This window comes from Phytomonospora endophytica, from assembly GCF_014202425.1.
GTDB lineage: Bacteria > Actinomycetota > Actinomycetes > Mycobacteriales > Micromonosporaceae > Phytomonospora > Phytomonospora endophytica.
The window spans coordinates 415,855-440,347 of record NZ_JACHGT010000005.1; the positions used below are offsets into that span (position 1 = coordinate 415,855).

General features: G+C 70.9%; 22 protein-coding genes. 9 read left to right on the plus strand and 13 right to left on the minus strand.

All coding sequences use genetic code 11. The features are described 5' to 3' along the window. Nucleotides 1–58 precede the first annotated feature (58 nt). The gene (locus HNR73_RS13855) at nt 59–1,552 is read right to left on the minus strand and encodes an alpha/beta hydrolase (protein WP_184787814.1); all 1,494 of its coding nucleotides are present in this window, start codon (nt 1,550–1,552) and stop codon (nt 59–61) included. A 184-nt stretch (nt 1,553–1,736) separates the two neighbouring features. Here HNR73_RS13855 and HNR73_RS13860 point away from each other — a divergent pair, with 184 nt between their 5' ends. The 4 genes from HNR73_RS13860 (at nt 1,737) to HNR73_RS13875 (ending at nt 4,659) form a co-directional block, all read left to right on the plus strand. Then, nucleotides 1,737–2,213, plus strand: a complete 477-nt coding sequence (locus HNR73_RS13860; RefSeq protein ID WP_260337127.1) for an RrF2 family transcriptional regulator — start codon at nt 1,737–1,739, stop codon at nt 2,211–2,213. A gap of 187 nt (nt 2,214–2,400) precedes the next feature. After that, nucleotides 2,401–3,633 carry an MFS transporter gene (locus HNR73_RS13865; protein WP_184787815.1) on the plus strand — a complete coding sequence of 411 codons (1,233 nt, stop codon included), beginning with the start codon at nt 2,401–2,403 and terminating at the stop codon, nt 3,631–3,633. Nucleotides 3,634–3,649: 16 nt separating this feature from the next. Then, nucleotides 3,650–4,093, plus strand: coding sequence for a carboxymuconolactone decarboxylase family protein (locus HNR73_RS13870; protein ID WP_184787816.1), 444 nt, complete (start codon nt 3,650–3,652; stop codon nt 4,091–4,093). A gap of 89 nt (nt 4,094–4,182) precedes the next feature. Further along, the gene (locus tag HNR73_RS13875) at nt 4,183–4,659 is read left to right on the plus strand and encodes a cupin domain-containing protein (protein WP_184787817.1); all 477 of its coding nucleotides are present in this window, start codon (nt 4,183–4,185) and stop codon (nt 4,657–4,659) included. Between the two features lie 1,890 nt (nt 4,660–6,549). Here HNR73_RS13875 and HNR73_RS13880 read toward each other — a convergent pair. From HNR73_RS13880 to HNR73_RS13930, 11 genes are all read right to left on the minus strand, one after another. Further along, nucleotides 6,550–7,476 (minus strand): DNA double-strand break repair nuclease NurA, encoded by a 927-nt coding sequence (locus HNR73_RS13880; protein WP_373316655.1) that lies wholly within the window; start codon nt 7,474–7,476, stop codon nt 6,550–6,552. Nucleotides 7,477–7,557: 81 nt separating this feature from the next. Next, nucleotides 7,558–9,996, minus strand: coding sequence for an AAA family ATPase (locus tag HNR73_RS13885; protein WP_184787819.1), 2,439 nt, complete (start codon nt 9,994–9,996; stop codon nt 7,558–7,560). Continuing rightward, nucleotides 9,993–11,165, minus strand: a complete 1,173-nt coding sequence (locus HNR73_RS13890; RefSeq protein ID WP_184787820.1) for an exonuclease SbcCD subunit D — start codon at nt 11,163–11,165, stop codon at nt 9,993–9,995. Before HNR73_RS13890 ends, HNR73_RS13885 begins: the two co-directional genes overlap by 4 nt. 86 nt (nt 11,166–11,251) lie before the next feature. Beyond that, nucleotides 11,252–12,679 carry an RNB domain-containing ribonuclease gene (locus HNR73_RS13895; RefSeq protein WP_184787821.1) on the minus strand — a complete coding sequence of 476 codons (1,428 nt, stop codon included), beginning with the start codon at nt 12,677–12,679 and terminating at the stop codon, nt 11,252–11,254. Nucleotides 12,680–12,745: 66 nt separating this feature from the next. Continuing rightward, complete coding sequence (locus HNR73_RS13900; RefSeq protein WP_184787822.1) at nt 12,746–13,303, minus strand: hypothetical protein; 558 nt, start codon at nt 13,301–13,303, stop codon at nt 12,746–12,748. Nucleotides 13,304–13,305: 2 nt separating this feature from the next. Then, nucleotides 13,306–14,340 (minus strand): WXG100 family type VII secretion target, encoded by a 1,035-nt coding sequence (locus HNR73_RS13905; RefSeq protein ID WP_184787823.1) that lies wholly within the window; start codon nt 14,338–14,340, stop codon nt 13,306–13,308. Beyond that, the gene (locus tag HNR73_RS13910; RefSeq protein ID WP_184787824.1) at nt 14,337–14,660 is read right to left on the minus strand and encodes a hypothetical protein; all 324 of its coding nucleotides are present in this window, start codon (nt 14,658–14,660) and stop codon (nt 14,337–14,339) included. Before HNR73_RS13910 ends, HNR73_RS13905 begins: the two co-directional genes overlap by 4 nt. After that, nucleotides 14,660–15,112, minus strand: a complete 453-nt coding sequence (locus HNR73_RS13915) for a YbaB/EbfC family nucleoid-associated protein (RefSeq protein ID WP_184787825.1) — start codon at nt 15,110–15,112, stop codon at nt 14,660–14,662. The genes HNR73_RS13910 and HNR73_RS13915 overlap by 1 nt, the downstream gene beginning before the upstream one ends. Nucleotides 15,113–15,179: 67 nt before the next feature. Next, complete coding sequence (locus tag HNR73_RS13920) at nt 15,180–16,919, minus strand: ATP-binding protein (RefSeq protein ID WP_184787826.1); 1,740 nt, start codon at nt 16,917–16,919, stop codon at nt 15,180–15,182. 4 nt (nt 16,920–16,923) lie between these two features. Next, nucleotides 16,924–17,679: a pyrimidine reductase family protein gene (locus HNR73_RS13925; protein ID WP_184787827.1), complete on the minus strand. Its 756-nt coding sequence runs from the start codon at nt 17,677–17,679 to the stop codon at nt 16,924–16,926. Then, nucleotides 17,676–18,692 carry a potassium channel family protein gene (locus tag HNR73_RS13930; protein WP_239122425.1) on the minus strand — a complete coding sequence of 339 codons (1,017 nt, stop codon included), beginning with the start codon at nt 18,690–18,692 and terminating at the stop codon, nt 17,676–17,678. Before HNR73_RS13930 ends, HNR73_RS13925 begins: the two co-directional genes overlap by 4 nt. A 221-nt stretch (nt 18,693–18,913) precedes the next feature. Between HNR73_RS13930 and HNR73_RS13935 the strand changes: the two genes are divergently transcribed. After that, nucleotides 18,914–19,648, plus strand: coding sequence for a sugar phosphate isomerase/epimerase family protein (locus HNR73_RS13935; RefSeq protein ID WP_184787828.1), 735 nt, complete (start codon nt 18,914–18,916; stop codon nt 19,646–19,648). On the opposite strand, the gene HNR73_RS13940 is transcribed toward HNR73_RS13935, so the two are convergent. Beyond that, entirely contained in the window at nt 19,636–20,610 is a 975-nt protein-coding gene (locus tag HNR73_RS13940; protein WP_184787829.1) for an acyltransferase domain-containing protein, read from the minus strand. The genes HNR73_RS13935 and HNR73_RS13940 overlap by 13 nt on opposite strands. A 74-nt stretch (nt 20,611–20,684) precedes the next feature. Here HNR73_RS13940 and HNR73_RS13945 point away from each other — a divergent pair, with 74 nt between their 5' ends. The 4 genes from HNR73_RS13945 (at nt 20,685) to HNR73_RS13960 (ending at nt 24,492) form a co-directional block, all read left to right on the plus strand. After that, entirely contained in the window at nt 20,685–21,080 is a 396-nt protein-coding gene (locus HNR73_RS13945; RefSeq protein WP_184787830.1) for a hypothetical protein, read from the plus strand. Then, entirely contained in the window at nt 21,077–21,391 is a 315-nt protein-coding gene (locus HNR73_RS13950; protein WP_184787831.1) for a DUF3817 domain-containing protein, read from the plus strand. The genes HNR73_RS13945 and HNR73_RS13950 overlap by 4 nt, the downstream gene beginning before the upstream one ends. Nucleotides 21,392–21,525: 134 nt before the next feature. Then, nucleotides 21,526–21,879, plus strand: a complete 354-nt coding sequence (locus HNR73_RS13955; RefSeq protein ID WP_184787832.1) for a hypothetical protein — start codon at nt 21,526–21,528, stop codon at nt 21,877–21,879. A 9-nt stretch (nt 21,880–21,888) separates the two neighbouring features. Further along, nucleotides 21,889–24,492 carry a TPR repeat domain-containing protein gene (locus tag HNR73_RS13960; protein ID WP_184787833.1) on the plus strand — a complete coding sequence of 868 codons (2,604 nt, stop codon included), beginning with the start codon at nt 21,889–21,891 and terminating at the stop codon, nt 24,490–24,492. The last annotated feature ends 1 nt before the right edge of the window (nt 24,493 follow it).

Genomic DNA, 24,493 nt, shown 5'->3' on the forward strand with positions numbered 1-24,493 from the left:
AAGCCGTCGGTCGTGAACTCGCCACACGATAGACGCTTGCGGTATGTGAAGGCGTTGTCTACCTAGCGGGGCAAACGGTTCCGGTGGGGGGAACCGTCAGGTCGATCAGGTACCCGTTGACGGCATCGGCGATGCACGGTGTCTTCGGGTAGGCGGTGTGGCCTTCGCCTTCCCACGTCAACACCTCGCCGGTGCCCAGCTGGGCGGCGAGTTTGGCGGTGTTGGCATAAGGCGTCGCTGGATCGCCTTTGGTGCCGACCACGACGATTGTAGGCCCGCCCGTCGCGGGGCCTGTCGGGTAAGGGGCCCGTGGCGCTTGCCACAGTGCGCACGGCAGCAGTGTCGTGGCGAGCGGGGCGCCGAACATCGGGTACTTCGCGCGCCACTGGCCCTGGAAGCCGCGGATCTCCTCGACGGTCTGCACCGAGGCGTCGTCGGAGCACGTGACGGCGGTGAAGGCGTCGGTGGAGTTGTCGTACTCGCCGGTGGCGGAGCGGCCGACGTAGCCGTCGGCTATCTGGAAGACCAGGTCGGGGTTGCCCGCGTTCGCCTCGGAGAGGCCGGCGGACAGGTACGGCCACGCGCTCTCGTCGTACAGGGCGGCGATCACGGCCGTGAGGATCCAGCCGGAGGTGGCCTGGCGGCCGTTGGCGACCGGGGGACTCGCGTCGGCCTTGGCGAGCAGGTCCATCACGTACTTGCGGGGGTCGGCGCCCAGTTCGCAGGAGGTGCCGCGGTTCTCGCACCAGGTGGCGAAGTTGTCGAAGGCGAGCTCGAAGGCCGCGGCCTGTCCTTCGCTGGTGGCGACGTCGTCCTGTCCGGGGTCGACGGCGCCGTCGAGGACCGCCGCGCGCAGGTTCCCGCCGTTCTGCTGGGCGTAGAGGGCGCCGAGGAGCGTGCCGTAGGAGAAGCCGAGGTAGGTGAGCTGGGGGTCGCCGACGGCGGTGCGGATCGCGTCGATGTCGTGGGCGGCCTGCGCGCTGGCGAAGCGGGCGAGACCGTCGCCGTAGGCGGAGTAGCAGGCGCCGACCGCGCTCTGCTGGAGGGCGACGAGGGCCTGGAAGTCGGTGTCGGACACCGGGTCCGGGGAGAAGCCGTTGATGGCGTCCTTGTCACTGTCGGAGATGCAGTCGACCGGTGTGGAGCGCGAGACGCCGCGCGGGTCGAAGCCGACGATGTCGAAGCGCGACAGGATCTCGGCGGGGAGGGTCTCGGCGAGGTAGGCGGCGAAGTCGACGCCGGAACCGCCGGGACCGCCGGGGTTGATGACCAGGGAGCCGATCTTGTCGGTCTGGGTGTCGCTGCGGGCGCGCAGGAGTGCGATCTCCATGGTCTCGCCGTTGTCGGGGGTGTTCCAGTCGGCGGGGACCTCGATCGTCGTGCACTCCATGGTGGTGCCGGAGACCCGCTCGACGCCCTCGCATCTGCCCCAGTCGGCGCCGCCGGCGCTCCCGGGGGGGTTCAGTTCCGCGGTCTTGGTCGCACAGGCCGTGGCCACGACGAGTACCCCGATGCCGAGTGCAGTGATGCGGCGCGCGCGTCCCCAATGCATGGGCCCACCCAACCACAGTGGATCGAGACGGCGCGGGGGGACTCGCTCGGAACCCGCCCGCCGGGGGTGTGCGGAGAGTTCACCGCCCTTGGCGACCCCGCCGCCTCGTGCTCCCGCCGCCGGGCGCGCGGAAAGATCACCGGAGCCCTTGACGTCGATATCAAAGACATCTAATGTCTAGGATATGAAGATGAACGAAGGCGTCGAGTGGGCCCTGCACAGCTGCGTCAACCTCACGTGGGTCGACGGCGACCGCGCCGTCACCGCCGCCCGCCTCGCCGCCTTCTACGAGCTGCCCGCCGCCTACCTGAACAAGCAGCTCCAGGCCCTGGCCCGCGCCGGGATCCTGACCTCGACCTCCGGCCCGAAAGGCGGCTTCCGGCTCGCGCGCTCGCCCGAGCGGATCACGCTCATGGACATCGTGACCGCGATCGAGGGGCCCGAGGACGCCTTCCGCTGCACCGAGATCCTGCGCAAGGGGCCCGGGGGAGACCCGGCGGTCGACTACCGCGCCCAATGCCTGGTCTCCCAGGCGATGGGTCGCGCCGAACTGGCCTGGCGCCGCGAGCTCGCCGGTCAGACCATCGCCGACATCAAGGCCTCGGTCGAGGCCGCGTACCCCGAGGCGCCGGAGCGCACCCGCAAGCGGCTGACCGAGTAGGTCGCGTGGGTCCGGCGCCGTGGTTCGCGCGGAACCCCGCCGGAGGAACGCTTGGGCCGGCGGCCCGGTCGGCGAAGTCGACCATGCCTGCGTAGGGCCCCTCCGGCGTCGCCGAGTTCGCGCGAGGTCCGGCCTCGCCCGCCCATAATTCTGGACATTAAATATCTCAATTCACCGGGAGTCCCCCATGGCAACGCTCACCAGAACCGCCCCTTCCCCCGTACGCGCCGGATCCCGCGCCGAACCCGCCCGCGCGCTCGTCCCGGCGGGGTGGCTCGTCGTCCTGTCGGCGCCGCTGGCGCTGAGCGCCAACAGCCCGGCGATGATCCTGCCGACCCTCGCCGGCGACTTCGGCGTCTCCCTGGCGACCGTCTCCTGGCTCGTCTCGGCCTTCGGCTGGGCCATGGCCCTCGGCACGCCCCTCATGGGCGGTCTCGTCCGCCGCCGGGGCATCCGCCCGGTCCTGCTCACCGGTGCGGCCCTCACCGCGCTCGGGACCGCGCTGGTCGCCGTCGCCCCGTGGCTTCCGCTTCTGCTCGCCGGACGCGCGCTCCAGGCCTTCGGCGGTTCGGCCCTCGTCGCGGTCGCCATGAACCTCGCGGGCGGCTCGACCCGCAGGATGGGCACGATCGCCGCCGGTTTCGGCTTCCTCGGCGCGACCGGGCCCCTGGTCGGCTCGACCGTCACCGCGGCCGCCTCCTGGCACCTCGCCTTCGCGATCCAGGCCGTCACCCTCGTCGGCGTGCCCTTCGTCCTGCGATACACGCCCAAGGGCGCCACCGGTGGCGACGGGCGCTTCGATGCCGTCGGCGCGGCCGTCCTCGCCGTCCTGGTCACCGCGCTGGTCGCCGTCCCGCACTACCCGCTGCCCGGCGCCGTCGCCGTGCTCATCGCGGTGGTCCTGCTCGGGCTGCGCGTCCGCCGTGTCCCCGACGGCTTCGTCCCCGCCACGCTGCTCCGGTCGCCGGCCTTCCTCGCCGCGAGCGGCATGACGCTGCTGCTGTCGACGTCCTACTTCGCGATGCTGTTCACCGTCCCGAGGCTGCTCGCCGAGAAGACCTCGTGGTCGGCCGGGACCATCGGCGCCGGGCAGATGGCGGCCATGATCACCGGTTCGGTGCTCGTCTTCGGTCTCGCGGCCGTCGCGCCCCGGCTGCCGCAACGCCTCCTCACGCCCCTGCTGCTCGGCCTGGGCGGCCTGGCGCTCGCCGGTGTGTTCCTGTCGCCGTGGGCACTCGGGCTGTTCGCGGTGTCGACGCTGTCGCTGCTGGCCAACTCCGGCGGGCAGGCCGTCTTCGGGGTGCGCGCCATGCGGGCGGCGCCGGTCGAGAAGCGGCCGGTCGCGATCGGTCTGTTCAACCTCGCCTTCCAGCTCGGGGGAGCCTTCGGGCCCACCCTGGTCGTCCTGCTCGCCAACTGACATCGAAGGAAACGACATGCGTCTCACGACCTATGGCAAACACGCCGCCAAGGGCTTCCGCGCCATGCTCGACGTCGAGGCCTACCTCGCCGGCAGCGAGCTCCCGGCGCGGATCCTGCACCTGGTCAAACTCCGCGTCAGCCAGATCAACGGCTGCGGCTACTGCGTCGACATGCACGGCACCGAGGCCACGTCCTCGGGGGAGACCCCGGCCAGGCTCAACGCGATCGCGGCCTGGCATGACACGCCCTTCTTCGCCGACGACGAACGCGCCGCCCTGGCGCTGGCCGAGGCCGCCACCCGGATCGCCGACGGCGGCCGCGTCGAGGACGACGTGTGGGCCGAGGCCGCCCGGCACTTCGACGACGCCCGGCTCGCCGCCCTCGTCACGGCGATCGCGTCGATCAACTCCTGGAACCGCGTCAACGTCGTGCTGCAGAACGCGCCCGCCGCGAGGTAGGTGTCGGCGATCACGCCGGGAGCACTTGCCGCACTTATTTAAGACATGTAGTATCCAGGATAGAAAACGTAGAGAATCAAGGAGCCGAGATGTCGACCATCACCCTTTCCCGCGCCGCGACCGCCGAGACCCTCGTCAGCGACCCGGCCAGCATCATCACTCTCCTCGCCGACAGCGACACGACCGGTGGCGCGATCACGGCGAACCGCTCGAAGTTCGCGGAGGGTTCCTTCGGTGCTCCGCCGCATTTCCACGAGAAGGCGACGGAGGCGTTCTTCGTCCTCGACGGGACGCTGCAGGTCCTGACGGGCGAGGAGATCGTGACCTTGTCGAAGGGGGACTTCCTGGTCGTCCCGCCGAAGACGCCGCACGCTTTCGCTCCGGCCCCCGGCGCGGAGGCGGATGTGCTGGTGCTGTTTACGCCGGGCAACGACCGCTTCGACTACTACCGCCTGCTGGACCGCCTCGCCCGCAAGGAGGCGACGGTGCAGGACCTGCGTGATTCGCAGGAGCGTTTCGACAACCACTACACGGAGAGCACGGTGTGGACGGGCCGCAAGGGCTGACGGGGGAGGGTGGCCGCGCGTTTGGCGCGGCGGTGAGTGGGGCGGCGAGGCTCGCGCGGGGGCGCGGGCCTCGCCGCTTTGGCTGGTGGGGGCGGGGGCCTGCCTCGCCGGGGCGCGGGGTGGGGGACCGCAGGTTCGGCGGGTGGGCGGGGCTCGCTTCGCTTGCCAACCCGCGCCGGGGACCCGACACCGGCGGCGGGCCGCAGCCAGATCTCATGCCGCAAAGGCGGTTTCGTTCGCGCCGCCCAGATAGGCACAGGTTCTTAAGAGCTCACCCGCAAACGCCGGGAACCCAAGGCGCCAGTCCCGCGAGCGTGAGTCTCGCTTCGCTCGCCCACGCAGGCCAGGGAACCCGGCCTCAGCGGCCCGCCAAGGCCGAGCCCCGCTTCGCGGCTCACCCACGCCGGGGACCTGGCCGTGTTTCCGCGCTCACGCCGGGGACCCGGCACCGGCGGCGGGCCGCAGCCCGATCCCATACCGCTCAGGCGGTTTCGTTCGCGCCGCCCGAATAAGCACAGGCCCTTAAAGCTCACCCACCAACGCCGGGAACCCAAGGTGCCGGTCCCGCGAGCGTGAGCCTCGCTTCGCCCGCCCACACAGGCCGGGAACCCGGCCACAGGCGTCTCCCGATGGGTGAGGCTCGCTTCGCTCGCCCACCCAACACGGGGAGACCCGGCCGCAGCGGCCGGTCAAGGCCGAGTCGCGCTTCGCTTACCCACCCACGCCGGGAACCCGCCGCGTTCCCGCACCTCGGCGAGTCTCGCTTCGCTCACCCACGCGGGCCGGGTACCCGGCACCGGCGGCGGGCCGCAGCCCGATCCCATACCCGCAAGGCGGTTTCGTTCGCGCCGCCCAAACAAGCACAGGCCCTTAAAACCTCACCCACCAACACCGGGAACCCAAGACGCCGGTCCCGTGAGCGTGAGTCTCGCTTCGCTCGCCCGCCCACGCCGGGGCCCCGCCGCGTTTCCGCACCTCGGCGAGTGTCGCTTCGCTCGCTCGCCACGCCGGGTACCCGGATGCGTTCCTGCACCCTGGCCGGGGACCCGGCACCGGCGGCGGGCCGCAGCCCGATCCCATACCCCTCAGGCGGTTTCGTTCGCGCCGCCCAAACAAACACAGGCCCTTACAACCTCACCCACCCAACACCGGGAACCCAAGACGCCGACCCCGCCAAGCGTGAGCCTCGCTTCGCCCGCCCACACAGCCCAGGAACCCGGCCACAGGCATCTCCCGATGGGTGAGACTCGCTTCGCACGCCCACACAGGCCCGGAACCCGCCGCGTTCCCGCACCTCGCCGAGTGTCGCTTCGCTCGCCCGCTGACGCCGGGTGCCCGGCCGCGTTTCCGCGCCCTGGCCGGGAACCCGGCACCGGCGGCGGGCCGCAGCCCGATCCCATACCCCTCAGGCGGTCTCGTTCGCGCCGCCCAAACAAACACAGGCCCTTAAAACCTCACCCACCAACCCAGGGAACCCAAGACACGCCCCCACAAGCGTGAGCCTCGCTTCGCCCGCCCACACAGGCCGGGAACCTCGCCGCGGCGTCCGTTCAGGGGAGAGTTCCGCTTCGTGGTCCGCTCTGGTGGGGACCCGGCCGCAGCGCGCTCGCCAAGGGCAAGCTTCGCTTCGCGGTTCTCCGCAGGCCGGGAACCCGCCCGCAGCAGTGTCACCAAGGCTGAGCCCCGCTCCGCTCACCCACCTACGCCGGGCACCCGCCCGCACCCACCGGAGCGGCCCGCACCCGCCCGTAGCAGTGTCACCAAGGCTGAGCCCCGCTCCGCCCGCACCCGCCCGCCAAAGCCGAGCCCCACCCCGCCCCACCCACCCCACCGGCGGCCGACCCCGCTCCCCTACCCCTCACGCGGTCTCGTTCGCGCCGCCTCAAGAACTCAGTACCGCGTTAAACGCGCCGCCGCCCGTAGTCCCCTCTGTAGTAGCCGCTGGTCGCCCAGGAGTGTCCGGAGGCGCTTCTCCAGCCCCGCGATGGGTGTGAGGTTCTGTGGCGCTCTGGGGTCCTTGTACGGCGATGAGGCGAGTCGGGGCAGTACGCGTGCGGCGTTGTCGGCGAGTGTGGTGACTTGGTCGAGTGTCAGGTCCATGGATGCTTCGAGCCGGACGAGTCCCGCGGCGGGTACGTCCGCGCCGGGCAGGCGCAGGTACCAGGAGTACCGCTCCCAGGACGTGTCGAGGGCGAACACGGGCGTGCGTTGCCCGGCTTTGAGCGCGTTGACGACGCGGATCAGTTCGGCTGTCAGGTATTGCACGCGGTGGGACTTGATGTAGCCGAGGGCGCGGGGGACGTGGGCGCGGCCGTGGAGGGGCCCGTCGACGATGAGGAGTTCGTCGTCTTGGACTTCGGCTTGGTCGGTGACGGCGATTTCGAGGGCGCGGAGGTGTTGCTGGACGGCGTTGACGAGGTCGCCGGTTTCGCCGTCGCCGACGCGGTGGGCGGTGTACACCGCCGTGGGGTAGGCCCGTAGGGAGGGGGCGTCCTTGGCCGATGTGAACAGTCCGTGCATGACGCGGCTGGCGACGACTTTGGCGCCTCCGGCGGTCGAGCAGCGGACGACGCCGGCGGCGTAGGACGCGCAGATCCCGGGCCTGGCCTCTCCGTTGTCGTCGGGGGTGAGCCAGAGGTGCGCGTCGAGTCGCCGGACGCCGTCGACGAGCAGGACGGAGCTGGGCAGGCTGGTGTCGGCGGGGTCTCGTGGCCCCCACTCGGCGAGCGGGACCTCGATTCCGGCGTCGACCTTCGCCTTCGACTGCGTGACGCCGTCGTCGGAGACGTAGGCGGGATCCCACGCGTCTACTTGAATGTGCACCGGCAGCCCTCACCTTGGATATGCACTTGTCACGCCTTCATGTCGAAGAACGCCCCGGAGGGCCGGCCGGCACGTTCACGCCACGACTTTCTCGACTTTCGCGCCGATCGCGTCCTTGGTGACTTCGAAGCGCACCGGGATGCGGTCGGCGAGGGCGGGGACGTGCGTCACGACGCCGACCATCCGGTCGCCCTTGACGGCAAGGGCTTCCAGCGTCGTCGCCACGGTGTCCAATGTGGACGCGTCCAGGGTACCGAAGCCCTCGTCGAGCATGATCGACTCAAGGTGGGCGGTACCGGCCGACATCCCCGCCAGTTGCCGCGACAGCGCCAGCGCCAGCGCCAGCGAGGCCGCGAAGGTCTCCCCGCCCGACAGTGTGTACGCGGGCCGCCGCTGCCCGGCGTCGTGGTGGTCGACCACGTGGAACTGGTCGTTGTCGTACTCCAGGTCGTACTGCCCGTCGCTGAGATCGCGCAGGATCGCCGTGGCATCGTCCAGGAGGATCTCCAGCGCGGCATGGGTCAGCCAGGCCAGGAAGTTGCGCGCGTTGAGGTGTTTGGCCAGCTGTTCGGCGACGGCCGCCTCGGCGCGTTTCTCGTCGCGGTCGAGCCGCAGCTGCCCGGCCTGTTCACGGCGTGTGACCAGGTGCTTGTAGTCGTGCTCAGCCTGCGACAGCGCGCGGGCCGCCTCGGTGAGGTAGTCCGAACCGTCGGCGCTCGACGGGACCGGCCGATCGGCCTCGGCCAGCAGCGCCAGCAGCTCGTCGTCGATCGCGGCGGCGTTCGCGCGTGCCTCGGCGACCTCCGCCTTGGCGTCCCCGTGCAGGTTCAGGGCTTCGGCGAGGCGCTCGCCGACCCAGGCCGCGAGGTCCTCCCAGGAGGCCTTGAGGTCGCGCCGGTCGGCCGGGGGAGGCCCGAGCCGGGCGAGGCGGTCGCGGGCGGTGTCGAAGGTCAGCCATTCCTTGCTGACCCGCTCCTTGACCATGGTCACGCGGGCGTCGGCCTTGCGGAAACGCTCGCGCGCGGCCGTGACCTCGCGCCCGGCCTCGGCGAGGGCGAGCCGCTGCCGTTCGGCCTCGGCGATCGCCTCGGCGGCCTCCGCGCGGCTGGGCGCGCCGGCGAGACGTTCACCGGCGGCGGCGTGTTCGGCGACGAGCTCGTCGAGGAGGGCGGTGCCGTTCTGGAGCTGCGTCTCGGCGGCCGTCAGGCGCTTCCCGGCGGCCGACTGCTCGCGGCGGGCGGCCTCGTGGGCCTTCGCGGCCAGTTCCAGGGCCTCGGTGGGCAGGGGAGCGGGCAGCGCGGCGACGTCCTGGTCGCAGACCGGGCACGGCTCCCCGGCCACCAGGTGGGGGCGGAGGGTGGCGGCGACGTCGGTGGTCCGCGCGGTCTCCAGCGCGGACTCGGCGTGCGCGGCGGCCTTGTCGGCTGCTTCGGCGGCCGTCCTGGCCGCATCGGCCTCGGTCCTCATCGCGGCGACCTTGGTGCGGCCGTTCTCGATCCGGCCGGTCTTCTTCTCGTGCTCGTCGTAGGCGGCGAGGAGCGCCTGGAAGCGCGCCGGGTCGCTCTCCCCGAGGGAGGCCCGCAGCTTCTCCTCGGCGGCCTCGGCGGCGTCGCGGACCGTCTTCGCCGCGGTGAGCGCGGTCTCGGCCTCGACGACGGCGCCGGTGGTCGCGTCCAGGTCGACCGGCGGGCTCACGGCCCGCAGCATCGCCAGGTGTTCCTCCACCTTGGACAGGCCGTCGCGGGCGCCGTCGACCGCGGTGCGCGCCTCGCGCAGTTGCGGGACGCGTTCCTTCAGCCGCGACTCCAGCCGCCGCATGCGCTCGATGTGCGCCGAGGCGGCCGCGATCTCGTCCTCGCCGACGGCGCCGAGTTCGGCGAGCTGGCGGTCGAGTTGTTCGAGGCCGCCTTTCGCGGCGATCGCGCGCTGACCGGCCTCCTTGCCGATCTTCTTGTAGACGTCGAGGCCGAGCAGGTTCTCCAGGATCTTCTGCCGCTCGGCGTTCTTGGCGCGCAGGAACTCCGCGAACGCGCCCTGCGGCAGGACCACGCACTTGGTGAACTGGTCGTAGGGCAGGCCGATGACCTGCTCGACGCGCGCCGACATCTCCGAGGGCGAACCGGCCAGGACCTGGCCGAGTTTGGCGGCGTCGACCTCGTCGATGCGGGAGACGTCGACGCTGTCGGGGATGCGTTCGAGCCCGGCGCTGAAGGTCGACACGTCGCCTTTGGAGTTGCGGCGGACCACGCGCGTGGCGACGTAGCGTTTCCCGCCCGCGGCGAACACCAGCCGCACGCGGGCCTCACCGGTCGACGGGGCGAGGGCGTCGCGGACGCCCGTGCCGTTCCAGCGCGGGACCTTGCCGTAGAGGGCGAAGCAGATCGCGTCGAGGACCGTGGACTTCCCGGCGCCGGTCGGGCCGACGAGCGCGAAGAAGTCGGCGTCGGCGAAGTCGAGCGTGGTCTGCTTGCGGAAGGCCGCGAAGCCGACGACGTCGAGCCGCAGCGGCCTCATGCCGCCGTCCCTTCGCTGGACGCCTCGTCGTAGAGCCTGTCGAACAACTCGGTGACCTTCTCGTCGTCGTGGCCGCTGTCGGTGAGGTAGTCGCCGAACAGTTCGCGGGGGCTGCGGCCGGCCCGCCGCGCGGTGGACTTCCCGCTCTCGTTGTCGAAGATGACGGGGTCGATGCGCACTTCGATGGCGTTGGGGAACAGCTCCTGGACCTCTTCGCGGAGACCGGCCCGGGGCTTCTCCTTGATGTAGACCCGCAGGAGCGCGTCGCCGTCGATCTTGACGATCCGCTCGCGGTCCTTCTTCAGGCCGTCGAGGTCGCCGCGGACCGTGCGCAGCTTCACCGCGCTGGTCAGCGGGACGTGGCGGACCTTCGCCGGCGTCGAGACCGTCACGTCGACCAGGAGCACGCCCGGTACGGCGTCCTCCTCGCCGAAGTCGACGGTGATGGGGCCGCCGGAGTAGCGGATCGGGCAGGGCCCGTCGATGCGCTGGCGTTTGTGGATGTGGCCGAGGGCGACGTAGTGCGTCGACGGCGGGAAGATCGTCGCCGGGATGTTGTACGAGGCGACGGTGTGCGCCTCGCGCTCGGTCTTGCCGAGCTTCGAGCCGTAGACGGTCAGGTGACCGGTGACCAGGTTGACCGCGCTGTTGTCGAAACCGCCGGTGAGGGCGGCGAAGAGGCGGCGGACGTGGTCGGCGTAGCTCTGGTCGGCCTCGGCGGCGGTCAGTTCGAACATCTCCGTGGCCCGCACGGCGTAGCGCTGGGAGACGAAGGGCAGCGCGGCGCAGCGCCACGGTTCGCCGTCGCGCGTGGTGCCGGTGACCAGGTGGTCCTTGGCGGTGCCGATCTTGCCGCGCACGACGATTCCGGCGGCCTCGGCCCACGAGCGCAGCGCGTCGATGGCCGGGCCGTTGTCGTGGTTGCCCGCGATGGCGATCACGTCGGCACCGGTCGACCGCAGCGCGCTGAGGGTGTCGTAGAGCAGGCCCTCGGCCAGCGCCGATGGCGCCGAGGTCTCGAAGAGGTCGCCGGCGACGATCACCAGGTCGGGCTTCTCCCGCCGGGCGATCTCGGTCATCTCCCTCATCACGGCCCGCTGCTCGGGCAGCCGCGACTGTCCTTTGAGGACCTTGCCCAGATGCCAGTCCGAGGTGTGCAGAATGCGCACTTTAGGTAGACCTCACCGTCTCGATGCCGTTGTTGCCTTGGGTCTGTTCGCACTGTACGGCCCCACCCCGGGCCCCCACCGCGGCCTCACGCCGCCGTGAACTCCACCTTGCGATTCTCGGCGTCGGCCACCACCAGGCGCACCGACAGCGCCTCCCCGAGCGGCAGTCCTTCACCGGTGCAGCGCGCGATGACCGCCGGGTCGGCGATCTGCACCCGCCCGGCCGGCCTGCGGTCCTCGACGTCGATCACCACCGACTCGAAGCGCTCGCCGACGCGCGGTGCGAGGACGGTCGCCTCGACCAGGTCCACCGCCGCGCGCTCCACGCTGCCCGCCCGTCTGCCCGAGACCGCCATCTCCTTCGGCAGCGCGGGCAGGGCCTCGCGCACCCACGAGGGGATCTCGGTCCCCGCGCACAGCGCGAGGCAGACCTCGGTGGCGTAGCGGTCGACGAGGCGCCGCAGCGGCGCCGTGACGTGCGCGTAGGGCGCGGCGACGGCCGAGTGGAGACCCTGCTCGGGCGGGGCGCCGTCGAAGGACTCGTAGCCCGAGCCGCGCAGCAGCATCATCGACTCCTGGAGGAAGGCCGCGTGCTGCGAGCGTGCCGGATCGAGCCCGGCGACGACCTCGCCGTAGCCGCGGCCTTCCGGCCACGCGACGTCCAGCGCCTTCGCGACCCGGCGGACCTTGGCGATGTCCTGCTCGGACGGTGTCGGCAGCACCCGCAGCACCCCGACCCCGCCGTCGAGCATCATCCGGGCCGCCGCGATGCCCGTGAGCAGGGAGATCTGGGCGTTCCAGCCCTCGGCCGGGAGCGGGAAGCGGAAGGCCAGGCGGTAGCCGCCGTTCTCCCCGACGACCTCCTGCTCGGCGGTGGGGATGCTGACCCCGCCCCGGGCGCGTTCGAGGGCCTGGCGCAGCCGCCCGACCTCGGCGAGCAGCGCGATCGTGCCCTCGGCGGTGCCGGCGTCGATGGACTCCTGGACCGCGCGGTATTCGAGGCGGTCACGGCTGCGGACCAGGGCGCGGGTCACCTCGGCGGCGGTGATCTCACCGGTCGCGTCGAGGTCGATCCGCCACAGCGCGGCCGGTCTGGTCTTGCCCGGCAGGAGACTGGCCGCGCCCTCGGACAGCTCGCGCGGATGCAGCGGGACGTTGCCGTCGGGCAGGTAGACGCTCTCGCCGCGCAGGTGGACCTCGGTGTCGAGGGCGCCGCCGGGCGTGACGAAGGCGCCGACGTCGGCGATGGCGTACCAGACGCGGAAGCCCTCGCCCGCGCGTTCGATACACATGGCCTGGTCGAGGTCCATCGAGCCGGGCGGGTCGATGGTCAGCAGCGGGACCTCGGTGCGGTCGGCGCGCGCGGGCAGCGCACGGCCCGCGGCGTCGAGCGCCTCGGTCAGGGCCGCCGGGCCGAACTCGACCGGCAGGCGCATCTCGGCGCGGATGCGGGCGAAGCCCGCGGTGAGGTCGGGCTGGACGGCGTCGGCGACCTGAAGGATGCGGCGAGGCATACCGACGAGCCTAGGCGCTGGGTACGACGGAAACGGTCAGCCGCGCGAGACGGCCGCCCCGCGTGGTCATTTCCGGCGGCGCAGGCGCTTCTCGGCGGCGCGGCGGGCGTCCAGATCGGACGCCGCGGCATCGCCGCCGCCGGCCGCGACCGGCTTCGCGCGACGGCGCTTGACCAGCCACACCGGGATGAACAGCGTCGCCAGGAACACCGCGAAGACACCGGCCACGCTCCACCCGCGGGCCGTCTGGACCGGGTGTCCCACCGGGTAGACCCGCCCGTGGTCCTCGTCGGCCTTGCGGTCGCGGTCGGTGCGGCGCTCGACGGCGACCTCGCCGGACAGCGGCGACATGGAGTAGACGGAGACGCTCTCCCGCCACTGCTCCCCGGTCGCCGAACCGGTCCAGGTGACCTCCGCCCGGCACTCGTAGGGAGCGCCGAACCAGGACGACGCGCACGTGTCGACGCGCGCCGTCCCGGACACGATCGCCCAGCCGGCGGCCGAGCCGAAACGTTCGAGCCCGGACAGCGCGAAACCGGCCAGGACGACCGCGGCCAGCCCCCACCCGATGAACAGCGCGAGCAGCGCCCACGCCTTCCTGTTCGCGCGTCCGGACGTCGTCATCGTCAGCCGTCCCTGCCGCCGTGGGCGTTCTCTTCGCCCTCCTTGTAGGCCTTCGCGCCCTCCTTGGCGGTCTTCTGCGCGTAGGAGTCGTTGAACGCGGCCGGCGCGTCGCCGAACTTGCTGTTGAAGTTGCCCAGGGGTTCGCTGTACTTCTTCAGCGGCGAACTGTTCACCAGGTCCTGGATGCCCTTCGCCTTCAGCCTCGCGGGACTGGACTTGACCGCCCGGTCGGCCCAGTTGTGCATGGTCTGCGAGCGGTCGCCGAGGGCCTTGGCGACCTTCTTGCCGGTCTCGCCGAGCTTGTCGAACTTCGCCACGAAACGCTTGATGACCGTCAGCAGCTTCGACATCCGCTTGGTCAGGTTGCTGGCGGTGATCGTCAGGTCGACGCCGAGGCTGGTGAAGAAGGCCGCCATCGACCCGCCGAGGGTCGGGCCCGCCGCGGCCGCGGCCACGATCGCCTGCGTGATGATGCGGCTGATGAACGACGCGATCATGTCGAACACGATCGCGCGCTCGGTCGCCACGACCATCCCGGCGATCGCCACGCCCTGCCCCACGTCGTCGGAGTGGGCGGCCAGCGCGCGCAACCCGGCGATGTAGTCGGCGGCGTTGGTGCGATAGCGCTGCGCGGCCTCCCCGGCCCACGAGGCGATCCCGCCGAGGGACTCCTCGTAGTACTTGGCGGTCGCGGCCATCTCCTGGGCGATGTTGCCCCAGGTCTGCGACACGGCCGTGATCGCGCCAGGGTCGCCGGTGAGCATCTCCAGGGGCTCGCGGATCCAGGCGATGTGCTCCATGAGCCACCCGACGCCGGCCTTGACGAGCTCGCCGAGCGGGTTGAGGGCCACGCCGAGCAGGTCGAGGCCGACCGACAGGCCGTCGACGGCGAGGGTGACCCAGTCGGTCTTGCCGTCCTGGCCGATGTCCTTCCAGGCGCTGTAGCCGCTGTCGATGAGACCGGCGCCGGCCGTGGCCGACGGTCCCTTGTTCTCCGCGACCAGTGGCCCGGGTCCGATCGTCGCTTCGCCGGTCATCTGAAGAGCCCCGATTCGTGCACGTCGGTCCACATCTGTTCGATGGCCGTCTCGTTGGCCATGTAGCACTCGTTGTTGGCCTCGATGCTCTTGTGGAACGCACCGGCGAGCTCGGCGGCCTGGTTCATCATCTCGGTGGCGTCGCCGAGGCACATTTCGAGGATCGGCGGGACGAGCGCCTGCAGGAAGAGCCCGTAGGCCTCGAAGCCGCCGTAACCGACCTGGTCGGAGGCGTCCTTGCAGCGTTTGACGCTGTCCTTGACGGCCGTCAGGGGCGTCAGGTGCCCGCTGAGTTCTTCGGTGGAGACGTTGAATCCCATCAGCGGTAGCCTCCGTCGCCGTAGCGGTCGTAGCCGAAGCCGCCGCGGGAGTCGCGGTCGTCCTCGGGTTCTTCTTCGATGTCGGGCATGGTGCTCTTGAGGAAGTTCATCGCGTCGGTGTCCTCGCCGACGACGTCGGACATGATGTCGAGCATCTTGGCCGAGGCCTCGCGCGTGGCCGCGCGGTAGGCGGTCATGAGGGCGGCCGTGAGCTGCGCCGGGGCGGCTCCGCTCGCGCGGGAGGTGAACCGCGCCGACAGCAGGACGCCCGACGGGTTGACCGTCACGGTGACCAGGCCGTCGCGGTCGCCCGCCTCGACGTTCGCGCGGGCGAGTTCGGCGGTCGCCTCCTCGCTGGTGGCGCGCAGTTTGGCGATGCGCGCGTCTTGCTGCGCCAGCCACTCGTCCGGATCGAGCAGCTTGCGGTTCAGGCCCCCGATGGGGTCGGTCATCGTCTCTCCTCCCGTGGTCGTGCTCGCGGCACAGTAGTACCGGCGCGCAAGACCGTGGAAGGGCCGGTCAGAACGGGATGTCGTCTTCTTCCTCGGCCAGTGCGAAGGGGTCGACCTGGCCGGTCGCCGATCGCAGTGTCGAGGCGGGCGGTTCCCCGGCCTCCTGCGGTCGCGTCGCCCAGGCCGGGAACGGGAACTCCACGACGAGCGGCACGGGCAGTTCGGGCTGGGCCACGAACATGGTGCCGGGTTTGGCCATGAGCACGCGCTGGCGCTGTGAGCTGGGCAGGAAGCCGTATTCGGGGCGGCCGGCCTCGGCCGGGTCGAGGCGGCCGACGACGCGGATGGCGCTGTTGGCGGCGATCCGGCGCTCCACCTCGCTGGCGGTCTGCTGCGCGCCGACCAGGATCACGCCGAGGGAGCGGCCGCGTTCGGCGATGTCGAGCAGGATCTCCTTGATGGGGCTCGTGCCGTCCCGGGGGGCGTACTTGTTGAGTTCGTCGAGGACCACGAACTGCAGGGGCCGCGCGCTGCCGGCCTTCTCCTTGCGTTCGAACTCGGTGCGCAGCACCACGCCGACGACGAAGCGCTGCGCCCGGTCGGGAAGGTTGTGCAGGTCGACGACGGTGACCTGGGCGCCGTCCTCGGTGGACACGCCGTGCGCCCGGCGGGGCGGGAGGTCGCCGCGGACGAGGCGGCCGATGTCGCGCTTGGAGTTGATCATGCGGCGGATGAAGGCGTTGACCGTGCCCATGCCCATCGCGCTGCCCGCCCACTGGCCGCGGGTGTCCTCGTCGCCGAGGCGCTCGACGAGCAGGTCGACCAGATCGCCGTAGGAGCGCAGGAGCACCCCGTCGACGACGGCGGCGCCGTCGTCCTTCGGCTCGGCCTCACGCGCCAGCCTGGCCGCGACCTGGCCGACGACCATCGTGTACTGCTGGCGCTCGTCGTCGCCGTCGGCGAAGACGTAGGGGAGCAGCCGTTGCTGGCAGAACTCCGCGACCGTCCAGTAGAAGGACTCCACGCCCGTCGTGCGGCAGGCCACGTCGGGCGTGCCGTTGCGGTCGCCCTCGCGCGGGGGCGCGAAGACGGTCACCGAGCCGAAGGGCCCGGCGGGCAGGCCGAGACGCTCGTACTCGCCGCGCAGCCGGTCGTCGAGGTGCTTGTTGGGGTGGTCGAGCAGGAGCAGGTCCTCGCCCTTGACGTTGAAGATCAGCACCTTGGTGTTGACCGCTTCGCCGCCGAGCGCGTCGGAGTGCAGCAGGGAGTAGAGGAGCCACGTCGCGAAGCTCGTCTTGGTCGCCACGCCCGAGATGCCCGAGATGGAGACGTGCGCGCCACGGCTGCCGTCGAGGAAGTCGGCGTTGAGGTAGACCGGTTCGCCGTCCCGGCCGCGCCCCAGGGGGACCATCCGGACCATCCGGTCGAAGTAGAGGGCCGACGCGCGCGCGTCGCCCGTCGCGCGGAACACCGCGTCGCCCGGGCGCGGCGGCACGAAGACCTCCGGCTCGACGCGCGTCACGGTGATCTCGGCGGCCTCCTGCACCTGCGCGGGGAGCATGCCCTCGCTGATGAGGAACACGTCGGAGTCGAACTGGGCTCCCTCGTGCCGGGCCCGCACCGAGGTCACGACACCCGAGACGGTGACCGGGTCGCGGCCGGGCACCTCGCGGGAGGTCGTCACGACGTCGTCGAGTTGCAGGTATTCGCCCTCGGTCACCGCCACCCAGAACGACAGGGGGGTGGCGTCCTCGGTGCCGAGCACCCTGCCGACGGGCCTCGCGTCCAGCTCAGTCACGGACGCCATCCTCTCACCCGGTTGTGACAGCACGCACGTAGCGCAGGATCAGGTTGCCCTCGGCGTGCAGGGCGTGGGCCAGCCGCAGGGACCGGACCGGCGAGGCCGGGCCCGCCGTGATCCGGCCCGCACCGGCCCCGGCCAGCAGCGGCGCCACGGTCAGGCACAGTTCGTCGACGGCGTCGGCGGCGGTCAGCTCGCCGAGGATGTGCGGCCCGCCCTCGCACAGGATCTGCGGAAGACCGCGCGCGGTCAGCTCGCCGGTCATGGTGGCGAAGTCCACAGTCGACTCGCCGCAGACGACGATCTCGGCGACCTTCGACAGCGCCTCACACCGCTCCCGGGGAGCGTTCTCGCAGGTGAGGAGGATCGGCCGGACCGGCGCGCGGGTGAAGAGGGGAGCGGCGGGATCGAAGTCGAGGTTCGCGCTCACGATCGCCATCGTCGGCTGCTCGGCGAGGCCGTGCGCGCGGCGCCAGTCGACGCGCTTCCCGTCGAGGCGCAGGTCCTCGTAGCCCTCCCGCCGGACGGTGCCCGCACCGGCGACGAGGACGTCGCAGAGCATGCGCAGGATCTTGAAGACGCGCTTGTCGGCGCCGCCCGACAGGCCCGCCGACTCCCCGTCGACGGTCACCGCGCCGTCGGCGCTCGACACGAAGTTGATCCGCAGGTGCTTGACCGAACGGTCGGCCTGCTCGTAGCGGTCGATGATCTCGGCGTCGGACAACTCGGGCCCGGGGCCGTCGGTGGGAAGGAGGCGCGTGATCATCCCGACACCGTAGCCGGTGCGGTGATGGTGACGAGCCGGTCGCCTTCGCGCAGCGGGCCGGTCAGGTCGCAGTGGAGGCGCCGACCGTTCCGGCAGACCGCGACGACCACGTCGGCGAGCTCGCGCGGCCCCTTGCCGATCTCGCCGGCGGCGACGGGCCGCTCCGCGAGATCGAGGCCCCGGCCCTGGGTGAGGAGGTCCTCGATGACCTCGCTGATGGCCGGTGTGACCGTCGACATGCCGAGCAGGCGGCCCGAGGCGTCGGAGGACGTGATGACCGCGTCGGCGCCGCTCTGCCGCAGGAGCGGAGCATTCTCCGCCTCCCGCACCGCCGCGACGATCGTGGCGTCCGGGTTCGACTGCCGCGCGGTGAGCGTGACCAGGACCGAGGTGTCGTCGCGGTCGGCGGCCACGATCACCCGGCACGCCCCCGTGATGTGCGCCCGGGTGAGGATCGACGAACGCGTCGCGTCGCCCTGCACCGCGACGTAGCCGTCGGCGCTCGCCTCCTCGATGTGTTCGTGGCGGCGGTCGACGACGACGATGCGGTCGGCGGGGATGCCTGAGGCCCGCAGGGTCGCGATGGCGCTGCGGCCCTTGGTGCCGTAGCCGATGACGACGGTGTGGTCGCGCAATGTCCTGCTCCAGCTCTTCTCCCGCCACGCCGCACGCGTGCGCCGGGTGAGGACCTCGACGGTCGTGCCGACGAGAACGACGAGGAAGATCACGCGCAAGGGCGTGATCACGACGATGTTGATCAGGCGCGACGTGTCGTCGATCGGGACGATGTCGCCGTACCCGGTCGTGCTCAACGTGACCGTGGCGTAGTAGACGGCGTCGAGGACGGAGACGGCGCCGTCGGCGGAATCGCGGTAGCCCTCCCGGTCGATGATCACCAGGAAGCACGCGAGGACCAGACACGCGCCCGCCGCGCCGACGCGGATGAGGATCGCCCGTGCCGGACTCAGCCGCGCGCTGGGCATGTGCACGGGGGTGCGGTGGTCGGTGGACACGGGGGTAACTTAGCGCACGTACCGGACGATTCAGGCGAGGCCGGCGCTCGCGGGCCGATGACCGCGGCGGCCGTCGGCGAACTCGCCGGATCCGCCGTGCCGAACGCCGCCGGTGAAGGACGGATCATGGTGGCGCGATCGGCGGGCTTGCGCCCACCCCCCACGAAACAACCCCCGTCCTACCCTTGCCAACCAGCACCCCGTACGCGATCCTGTCCAGCGTGATCCTTACGCCGCAGCAGTTGTCGATCCAGCTGTACACCCTGCGCTCGCTCGCCGAGGACGATCCGGCGGCCGTGCTGGCCAAGCTCGCCGAGCTGGGCTACCGCTCGGTCGAGATGGCCGGGACGTACGGGCGCACGGCGGGCGAGTTCCGCCGCCTCCTGGACGACGCCGGGCTGCAGGCGACGTCGAGCCACGTCAAACTCAACGACGCGATCGTCGACACGATCAACGACGCGCTGACCCTCGGCCACTCCTTCATCGTCGTGCCGTGGGCGCAGTTCGACACCGCCGACGAGTGGCGGCGCTTCGCCGACGAGCTGACGGCCGCGGCGGTCCTGGCGCAGCAGGCGGGCATCAGCCTCGGCTACCACAACCACGCCCACGAGTTCACCCAGACGATCGACGGCGTGCGGCCCTACGAGCTGATCACGTCCAACACCGACCCGCACCTCGTGCACCTCGAAGTCGACCTCTACTGGGCGGTCCACGCCGGCGTCGACCCGCGCGACATCCTCGCGGCGAACCCCGGCCGCGTGCGCCAGGTGCACGTCAAGGACCGCACGATCGACGGCGCCATGGCCGACCCGGGCGAGGGCGTCATCGACTTCACCGACCTCATCCCCATGGCGGCGCGTTCCGGCGTCATCGAGTTCATCGTCGAACGCGACGACGCCCACACCCCCTACGCCACCGCCGAGACGGGCCTGGCGTTCCTGCGTCAGTTCTGCTGAGGCAGCGGCACGCGGCCGCCGCGCTGCTCCCATCGCCCGCCGGCGGCCAGGTGCCCGACGAGGGCCCGCTGGAGGCTGTTGTCGCGCGGCAGCACCGCCAGGTCGGCCTTCTCGGGTGAGGGCACGACCTTCTTGAACACGAAGCGCAGCACGTCGAGCGTGCCGTGCAGCCCGGCCTCGTCCTTGGCGGGCATGAGCTCGAAACGCCGGCCGAAGGCGGCGATGTTCGACCCCGGCAGGACCTCGGCGAGCCTCGGGTCGAGCAGCCACGACAGGCACGTCGCGCGCGTCGCGGGATGGTCGGGGAAGTGCTTGGGATAGAACTCGGCCGCCCACGCGAAGGACGCGTCGCAGGCCTCGGGGCTCATCGGCCCGCCCGATTCGGGGATGTGCACGCCGAGGACCGGCTCGCCCTCGGAGAGGTGCATGTCGAACTGGAGCCGGCCGAGACGGTAGATCGAGCCGCGGAAGTGCAGCGTGAACCAGAAGGCCACGTCGAGCCCGGCCTCGCCGTAGATCTGGCGGTTGATGCGCAGTTTCTCCCCGACGTCGGCGAAGGTCGCCCACGACACCTCCTCGGGCACGCCCCGTTCGGCGTGCCAGGCGAGGGTCTCGGGGAGGTGCGCGAGGAACGCGTACAGGTAGGTGAGCCGGGCGCGCGGGTCGCGCTGGTCGGCCAGCGACGGCCACGACAGCATCCCGTGCCCGCCCATGTCGGAGCGCAGGTGCGCGACGCAGCGTTCCAGCACCCACCACATGGCCGGGTCGGCCTCGGGGTCCGGGCGCGCGGTGACGACGTCGGCGACGTCGATCTCGTCGGCGCCCATGCGGTGCAGGATCCGGATCACCTCCGAGCGGTCCGGCAGCCGTACCGGCTCGGCGGGCGCCCCGAGCTCGTCCCAGGTGGTCAAGATCTCCTGCGCGGCGTCGGGCCACCCCAGCCTCGTCCGCACTTCCCGCACGTCAATCACCGCGCTATCTCACCCGACGGCGACCGGCTCCGTCAACTCTCAGGTTCGCCGCCTAGAATCCGCGTGTGTCCCGGTTCCTCACCCGTCGCTGGCTGCTCGTCCACGCCGCGCTGATCGTCGTGTGCGCGGCCTTCGGCTACCTCGCGTGGTGGCAGATCGGCCGTGCCGCCGGCGGAAACGCGCTGAGCTGGGCCTACGCCTTCGAATGGCCGTTGTTCGCGTTGTGCGCGATCGCCTTGTGGGTCCGCGAGATCCGCGAGGAGCTGCGCAAGCACGGCCCGCTCGCCCGCGTCGAGGAACCGCCGATGGAGTCGCCGTTCCCGACCGACGTGACGCACGCCGCCCCGGGCGGCTCCGGCGAGCCCGACGACGCGTTGTCGGCGTACAACGACTATCTGGCGTGGATGAACGAGAACCCGGACAAACGAGCCAGCGACTACCCAGGGAGACAGACCGCATGAAGGCCGCCCTCACCCGCTACCGCGTGATGTCCTACATCGTCGGCACCCTGCTGGTCCTGCTCTTCTTCGTGGCCATGCCGCTGAAGTACGCCGGCGCCAACGACTCGCTGGTGGCGATCATCGGCCCGGTGCACGGCTTCCTGTACGTCTTCTACCTGATCGCCGCCTTCGACGTGGCCCGCCGTGCGGGCTGGCCGCTTAAGCAGACGCTGCTGGTCCTGATCGCGGGGACCGTTCCGGTGGTCTCCTTCGTCGCCGAGCGCTGGGTGCACCGGCAGATCGCGCCGAAGCTGGCCGCCGAGGCCGCCTGATCACGCTGCGCGACCTGGGGTGGTCGCGCTCCCATCGGGTGCGATTTAACCCGAATCTTTTGTTTACTTGGCGGTCACCACTCCGCTAGGCTGCCGACAATCACTGGACCGTCCAATGTGGTTGGAGGCTCTCCATGGCCGGAGAAGTAGGCATCCGGAGCGTGCACGACGCGGGCTCGTCGGGGCGGCAGGCGGAAACGGCCGCCGACGGCTTCAAGAGCGTCCGCCGCAACTTCGACACCTTCTGCGACGAGGCCGGCAGCGCCGCCAACGAAGGCCCGATGGTGCGGGGGATCCAGAGCTTCCAGGAGGACAACGCCAAGGCCCTCCAGTCGATCGCCACGCACGGCAGATCGGTCGGCGAGAACATCCAGGGTGGGACGGGGATGACCGTCAACTACGACACCGACATCGCCGACGGTTACCGGCTGATCACGCCGAAGTTCGGTGACGCCCGGTACAAGCAGCTTCTCGACATCAACCGCTAGGAGGACGCCGTGGCATGGGACGCCAGCCCCTGGGAGACCAAGGCGAATGACGCGGTGGTGCGAGCCAACGCCAACAACCTCAACGGGCTCGCCGGTCAGATCACCGGGCGCGGTTCGAATCTGCGCGGAACGATCGAGAAGGGCGCGGTGGAGTTCAGCTCCATCGTGTCCGACCCGATCCGGCAGCGCAACGCCGACAACATGGCCTCCTGGCAGGAGGGCACGCAGGCGGCGATCTTCGGCGGGACCGTCCTCAACGGCTGGGCGGGCGAGATCAAGACCTTCCGGCTGGCACTGGAGGCGCTGGAGGCCCGTTACCGCACCGAGCTCAACAAGATCTTCGAGATCGGCACCGGCGGCCCGGGCGAGGGCGCGGCCAGCACCTCGCGGCTTCAGCGGCAGGAGAGCCTGGAAGGCGAGCTCACGCGCGAGGCGACCCGCCTGCGCGGGGTGTTCGACGACGAGACCGAGAAGCGCGGCGGCCAGATGGCCAACGGTCCCACGCCCGAGGTGCTGAAGGAGCTCGTCGGCAGCGGGGAGATGGGCTGGGCGGCGTTCAACCTGTGGGGGGTCAAGGCACCGGTCCCGCTGGACGCCAAGGACGGTGAAGACCTCGCCGAGATGCTCAAGAACAAGATCAAGAACGGTGAGAAGCTCACCGACGCCGACCGCGAGCTGCTTCTCCAGCTCCAGGCCCTGACCGGGCACGCGGCGTGGTTGCAGAAGAACGGCGGCGACCTCACCAAGAACGAGCTGGCGTTCCTCAAGGCCTTCTACGACGGCATCGGCGGCAAGCGTGTCTACGGTGGCGGCGGCATGGGCGGCAACCACGACATGATCAACAACGGGGCGCTGTTCCAGATCGACGAGTGGCTCAAGGACGGCAAGCTCTCGGCGGGCGACGCCGCACTCGTCCGCGGGGCGGTCGGTTCGGGCATCCTGGCGCTGTCCGACGAGGGCATCGGCGGCGGTCTGGACATGCTGCCCGAGACCGTGCAGCGCTTGGTCAACACCGAGATCAACGACGACCAGATCGACGGCAACAACGTCGCGTCCGAATGGCGCGAGGGCTTCGGGAAGCTGGCGCCGCTGCTCGGTGCCGCCGCTCCGGGCCTCGTCGGTGGTCTGGCCTTCTCCAGCCGCACCACGGTCCGGATGGCGGAGTTCGCCCACTGGCTCGGCGGGGCCGAGGACAAGCCGCCCTTCGGGCTCAAGGGCGGAGTCGAGCACCTCGCGGGGATGGAACAGATCCTCGACGCCTCGACCCGCAACCACGAGGCGAACCAGACGGTCCTCACCGGCGGCGTCCGCAACTCCGAGTACGGCGCCGACACCCCCGAGTTCGTGCTCCGCGAGCTGTTCGGGCAGCCGTGGAAGGACAACGGCAAGTCCGCGGCGGGTCTCATCGACTGGATCCCCGGCGCGGCCACCAGCGACGAGCCCTACGAGCGTTACCTCGCGGGCACGTCGACGGCTTCGCTCATCGACGTCATGACCAACACCGAGAAGACGCACTGGGACCAGCCCGCCTTCGAGTTCTTCACCGGGGCGGGGGGCCCGCTCGACGGCGACATCAACTCGCCGATGGGCAAGCTCAACCCCTACGTCTCACGTGAGATGGGTGAGATCGCGACCACCTACATGCAGTCCTTCGGCGGGATCGACGGTTCCGACTCGCCCAAGACGCAGTGGGGTTACATGATCACCGATGCCAACGGCAAGGAGGTCTGGGTCAACGACGGGCTGCAGATCTCCGAGAACGACCGCGTGCGGTTCTTCCAGCTCGTGGCCGGTGACCCGGTGGCCGGCGCGAAACTCGGCGACGATGTGATGGCCGTGATCTACGACAACTCCAAGACGATGGCCGAACACCCCGAACTGGCCGGGCGGCTTTCGGCGGTCAACGGGCAGCTCTTCGGGAACCTCGCCAACGGGCTTCGCAACAACGCGCTCGACTACGTCGCCGGTGTGGAGTCCGGCCAGGCCGGCGACACGGCCAAGGCGATCAGGGGCGACACGATCCTGTCGACCTGGGCCGGTGCGGGGGTCAGTGTCGGCTTCACCGGGCTCGGCACGGGCATCGACATCTACGACAACCTCCACCCCGGGGGCCGCCTCGGGAGCGACGTGCACGGCCCGCTGATCAAGAGCCTGCCGACCGGTATCGCCCAGGCGATCATCGGTGCCGTCATCCCGCTGAACATCGATCCCACCACCCCCTACGACGCCAGCGACATCGACATGAAGCCCGTCGCCGGCAACATCGACCAGCCGCGCTTCCAGGCGTACCAGATGCACGGCATGCTCGCCAACCAGCTGGAGAGCGGGAAGATCGACTACAACGATCTGCCGAAGAACCTCCAGGGCGACAACGGCGGGCTGCGCGGCATGCACGCCGAGACCGAGGACATGAAGCGGATGACCTCGGACCTGGCCGCGGCCTTGAGGAAGTCGGGAGTGGACCCGGCCGACACCAAGTTCGACTCCTACATCTACGCCTCCGACGGCGACCGGCACGACTTCAACAAGGACTACGACGAGTACAAGAAGTGGCGGAACAACCCCGAGCACTTCGAAGGCTCCGGGGGCAAGGCTCCCGACCCGACCGATTGAT

Coding starts and splice junctions, on each gene's coding strand:
- HNR73_RS13855 (WP_184787814.1), bottom strand. CDS start 1,552: ATGCATTGGGGACGCGCGCGCCGCATCACTGCACTCGGCATCGGGGTA.
- HNR73_RS13860 (WP_260337127.1), top strand. CDS start 1,737: ATGAAGATGAACGAAGGCGTCGAGTGGGCCCTGCACAGCTGCGTCAAC.
- HNR73_RS13865 (WP_184787815.1), top strand. CDS start 2,401: ATGGCAACGCTCACCAGAACCGCCCCTTCCCCCGTACGCGCCGGATCC.
- HNR73_RS13870 (WP_184787816.1), top strand. CDS start 3,650: ATGCGTCTCACGACCTATGGCAAACACGCCGCCAAGGGCTTCCGCGCC.
- HNR73_RS13875 (WP_184787817.1), top strand. CDS start 4,183: ATGTCGACCATCACCCTTTCCCGCGCCGCGACCGCCGAGACCCTCGTC.
- HNR73_RS13885 (WP_184787819.1), bottom strand. CDS start 9,996: ATGAGGCCGCTGCGGCTCGACGTCGTCGGCTTCGCGGCCTTCCGCAAG.
- HNR73_RS13895 (WP_184787821.1), bottom strand. CDS start 12,679: ATGCCTCGCCGCATCCTTCAGGTCGCCGACGCCGTCCAGCCCGACCTC.
- HNR73_RS13900 (WP_184787822.1), bottom strand. CDS start 13,303: ATGACGACGTCCGGACGCGCGAACAGGAAGGCGTGGGCGCTGCTCGCG.
- HNR73_RS13905 (WP_184787823.1), bottom strand. CDS start 14,340: ATGACCGGCGAAGCGACGATCGGACCCGGGCCACTGGTCGCGGAGAAC.
- HNR73_RS13910 (WP_184787824.1), bottom strand. CDS start 14,660: ATGGGATTCAACGTCTCCACCGAAGAACTCAGCGGGCACCTGACGCCC.
- HNR73_RS13915 (WP_184787825.1), bottom strand. CDS start 15,112: ATGACCGACCCCATCGGGGGCCTGAACCGCAAGCTGCTCGATCCGGAC.
- HNR73_RS13920 (WP_184787826.1), bottom strand. CDS start 16,919: ATGGCGTCCGTGACTGAGCTGGACGCGAGGCCCGTCGGCAGGGTGCTC.
- HNR73_RS13925 (WP_184787827.1), bottom strand. CDS start 17,679: ATGATCACGCGCCTCCTTCCCACCGACGGCCCCGGGCCCGAGTTGTCC.
- HNR73_RS13950 (WP_184787831.1), top strand. CDS start 21,077: ATGAAGGCCGCCCTCACCCGCTACCGCGTGATGTCCTACATCGTCGGC.
- HNR73_RS13955 (WP_184787832.1), top strand. CDS start 21,526: ATGGCCGGAGAAGTAGGCATCCGGAGCGTGCACGACGCGGGCTCGTCG.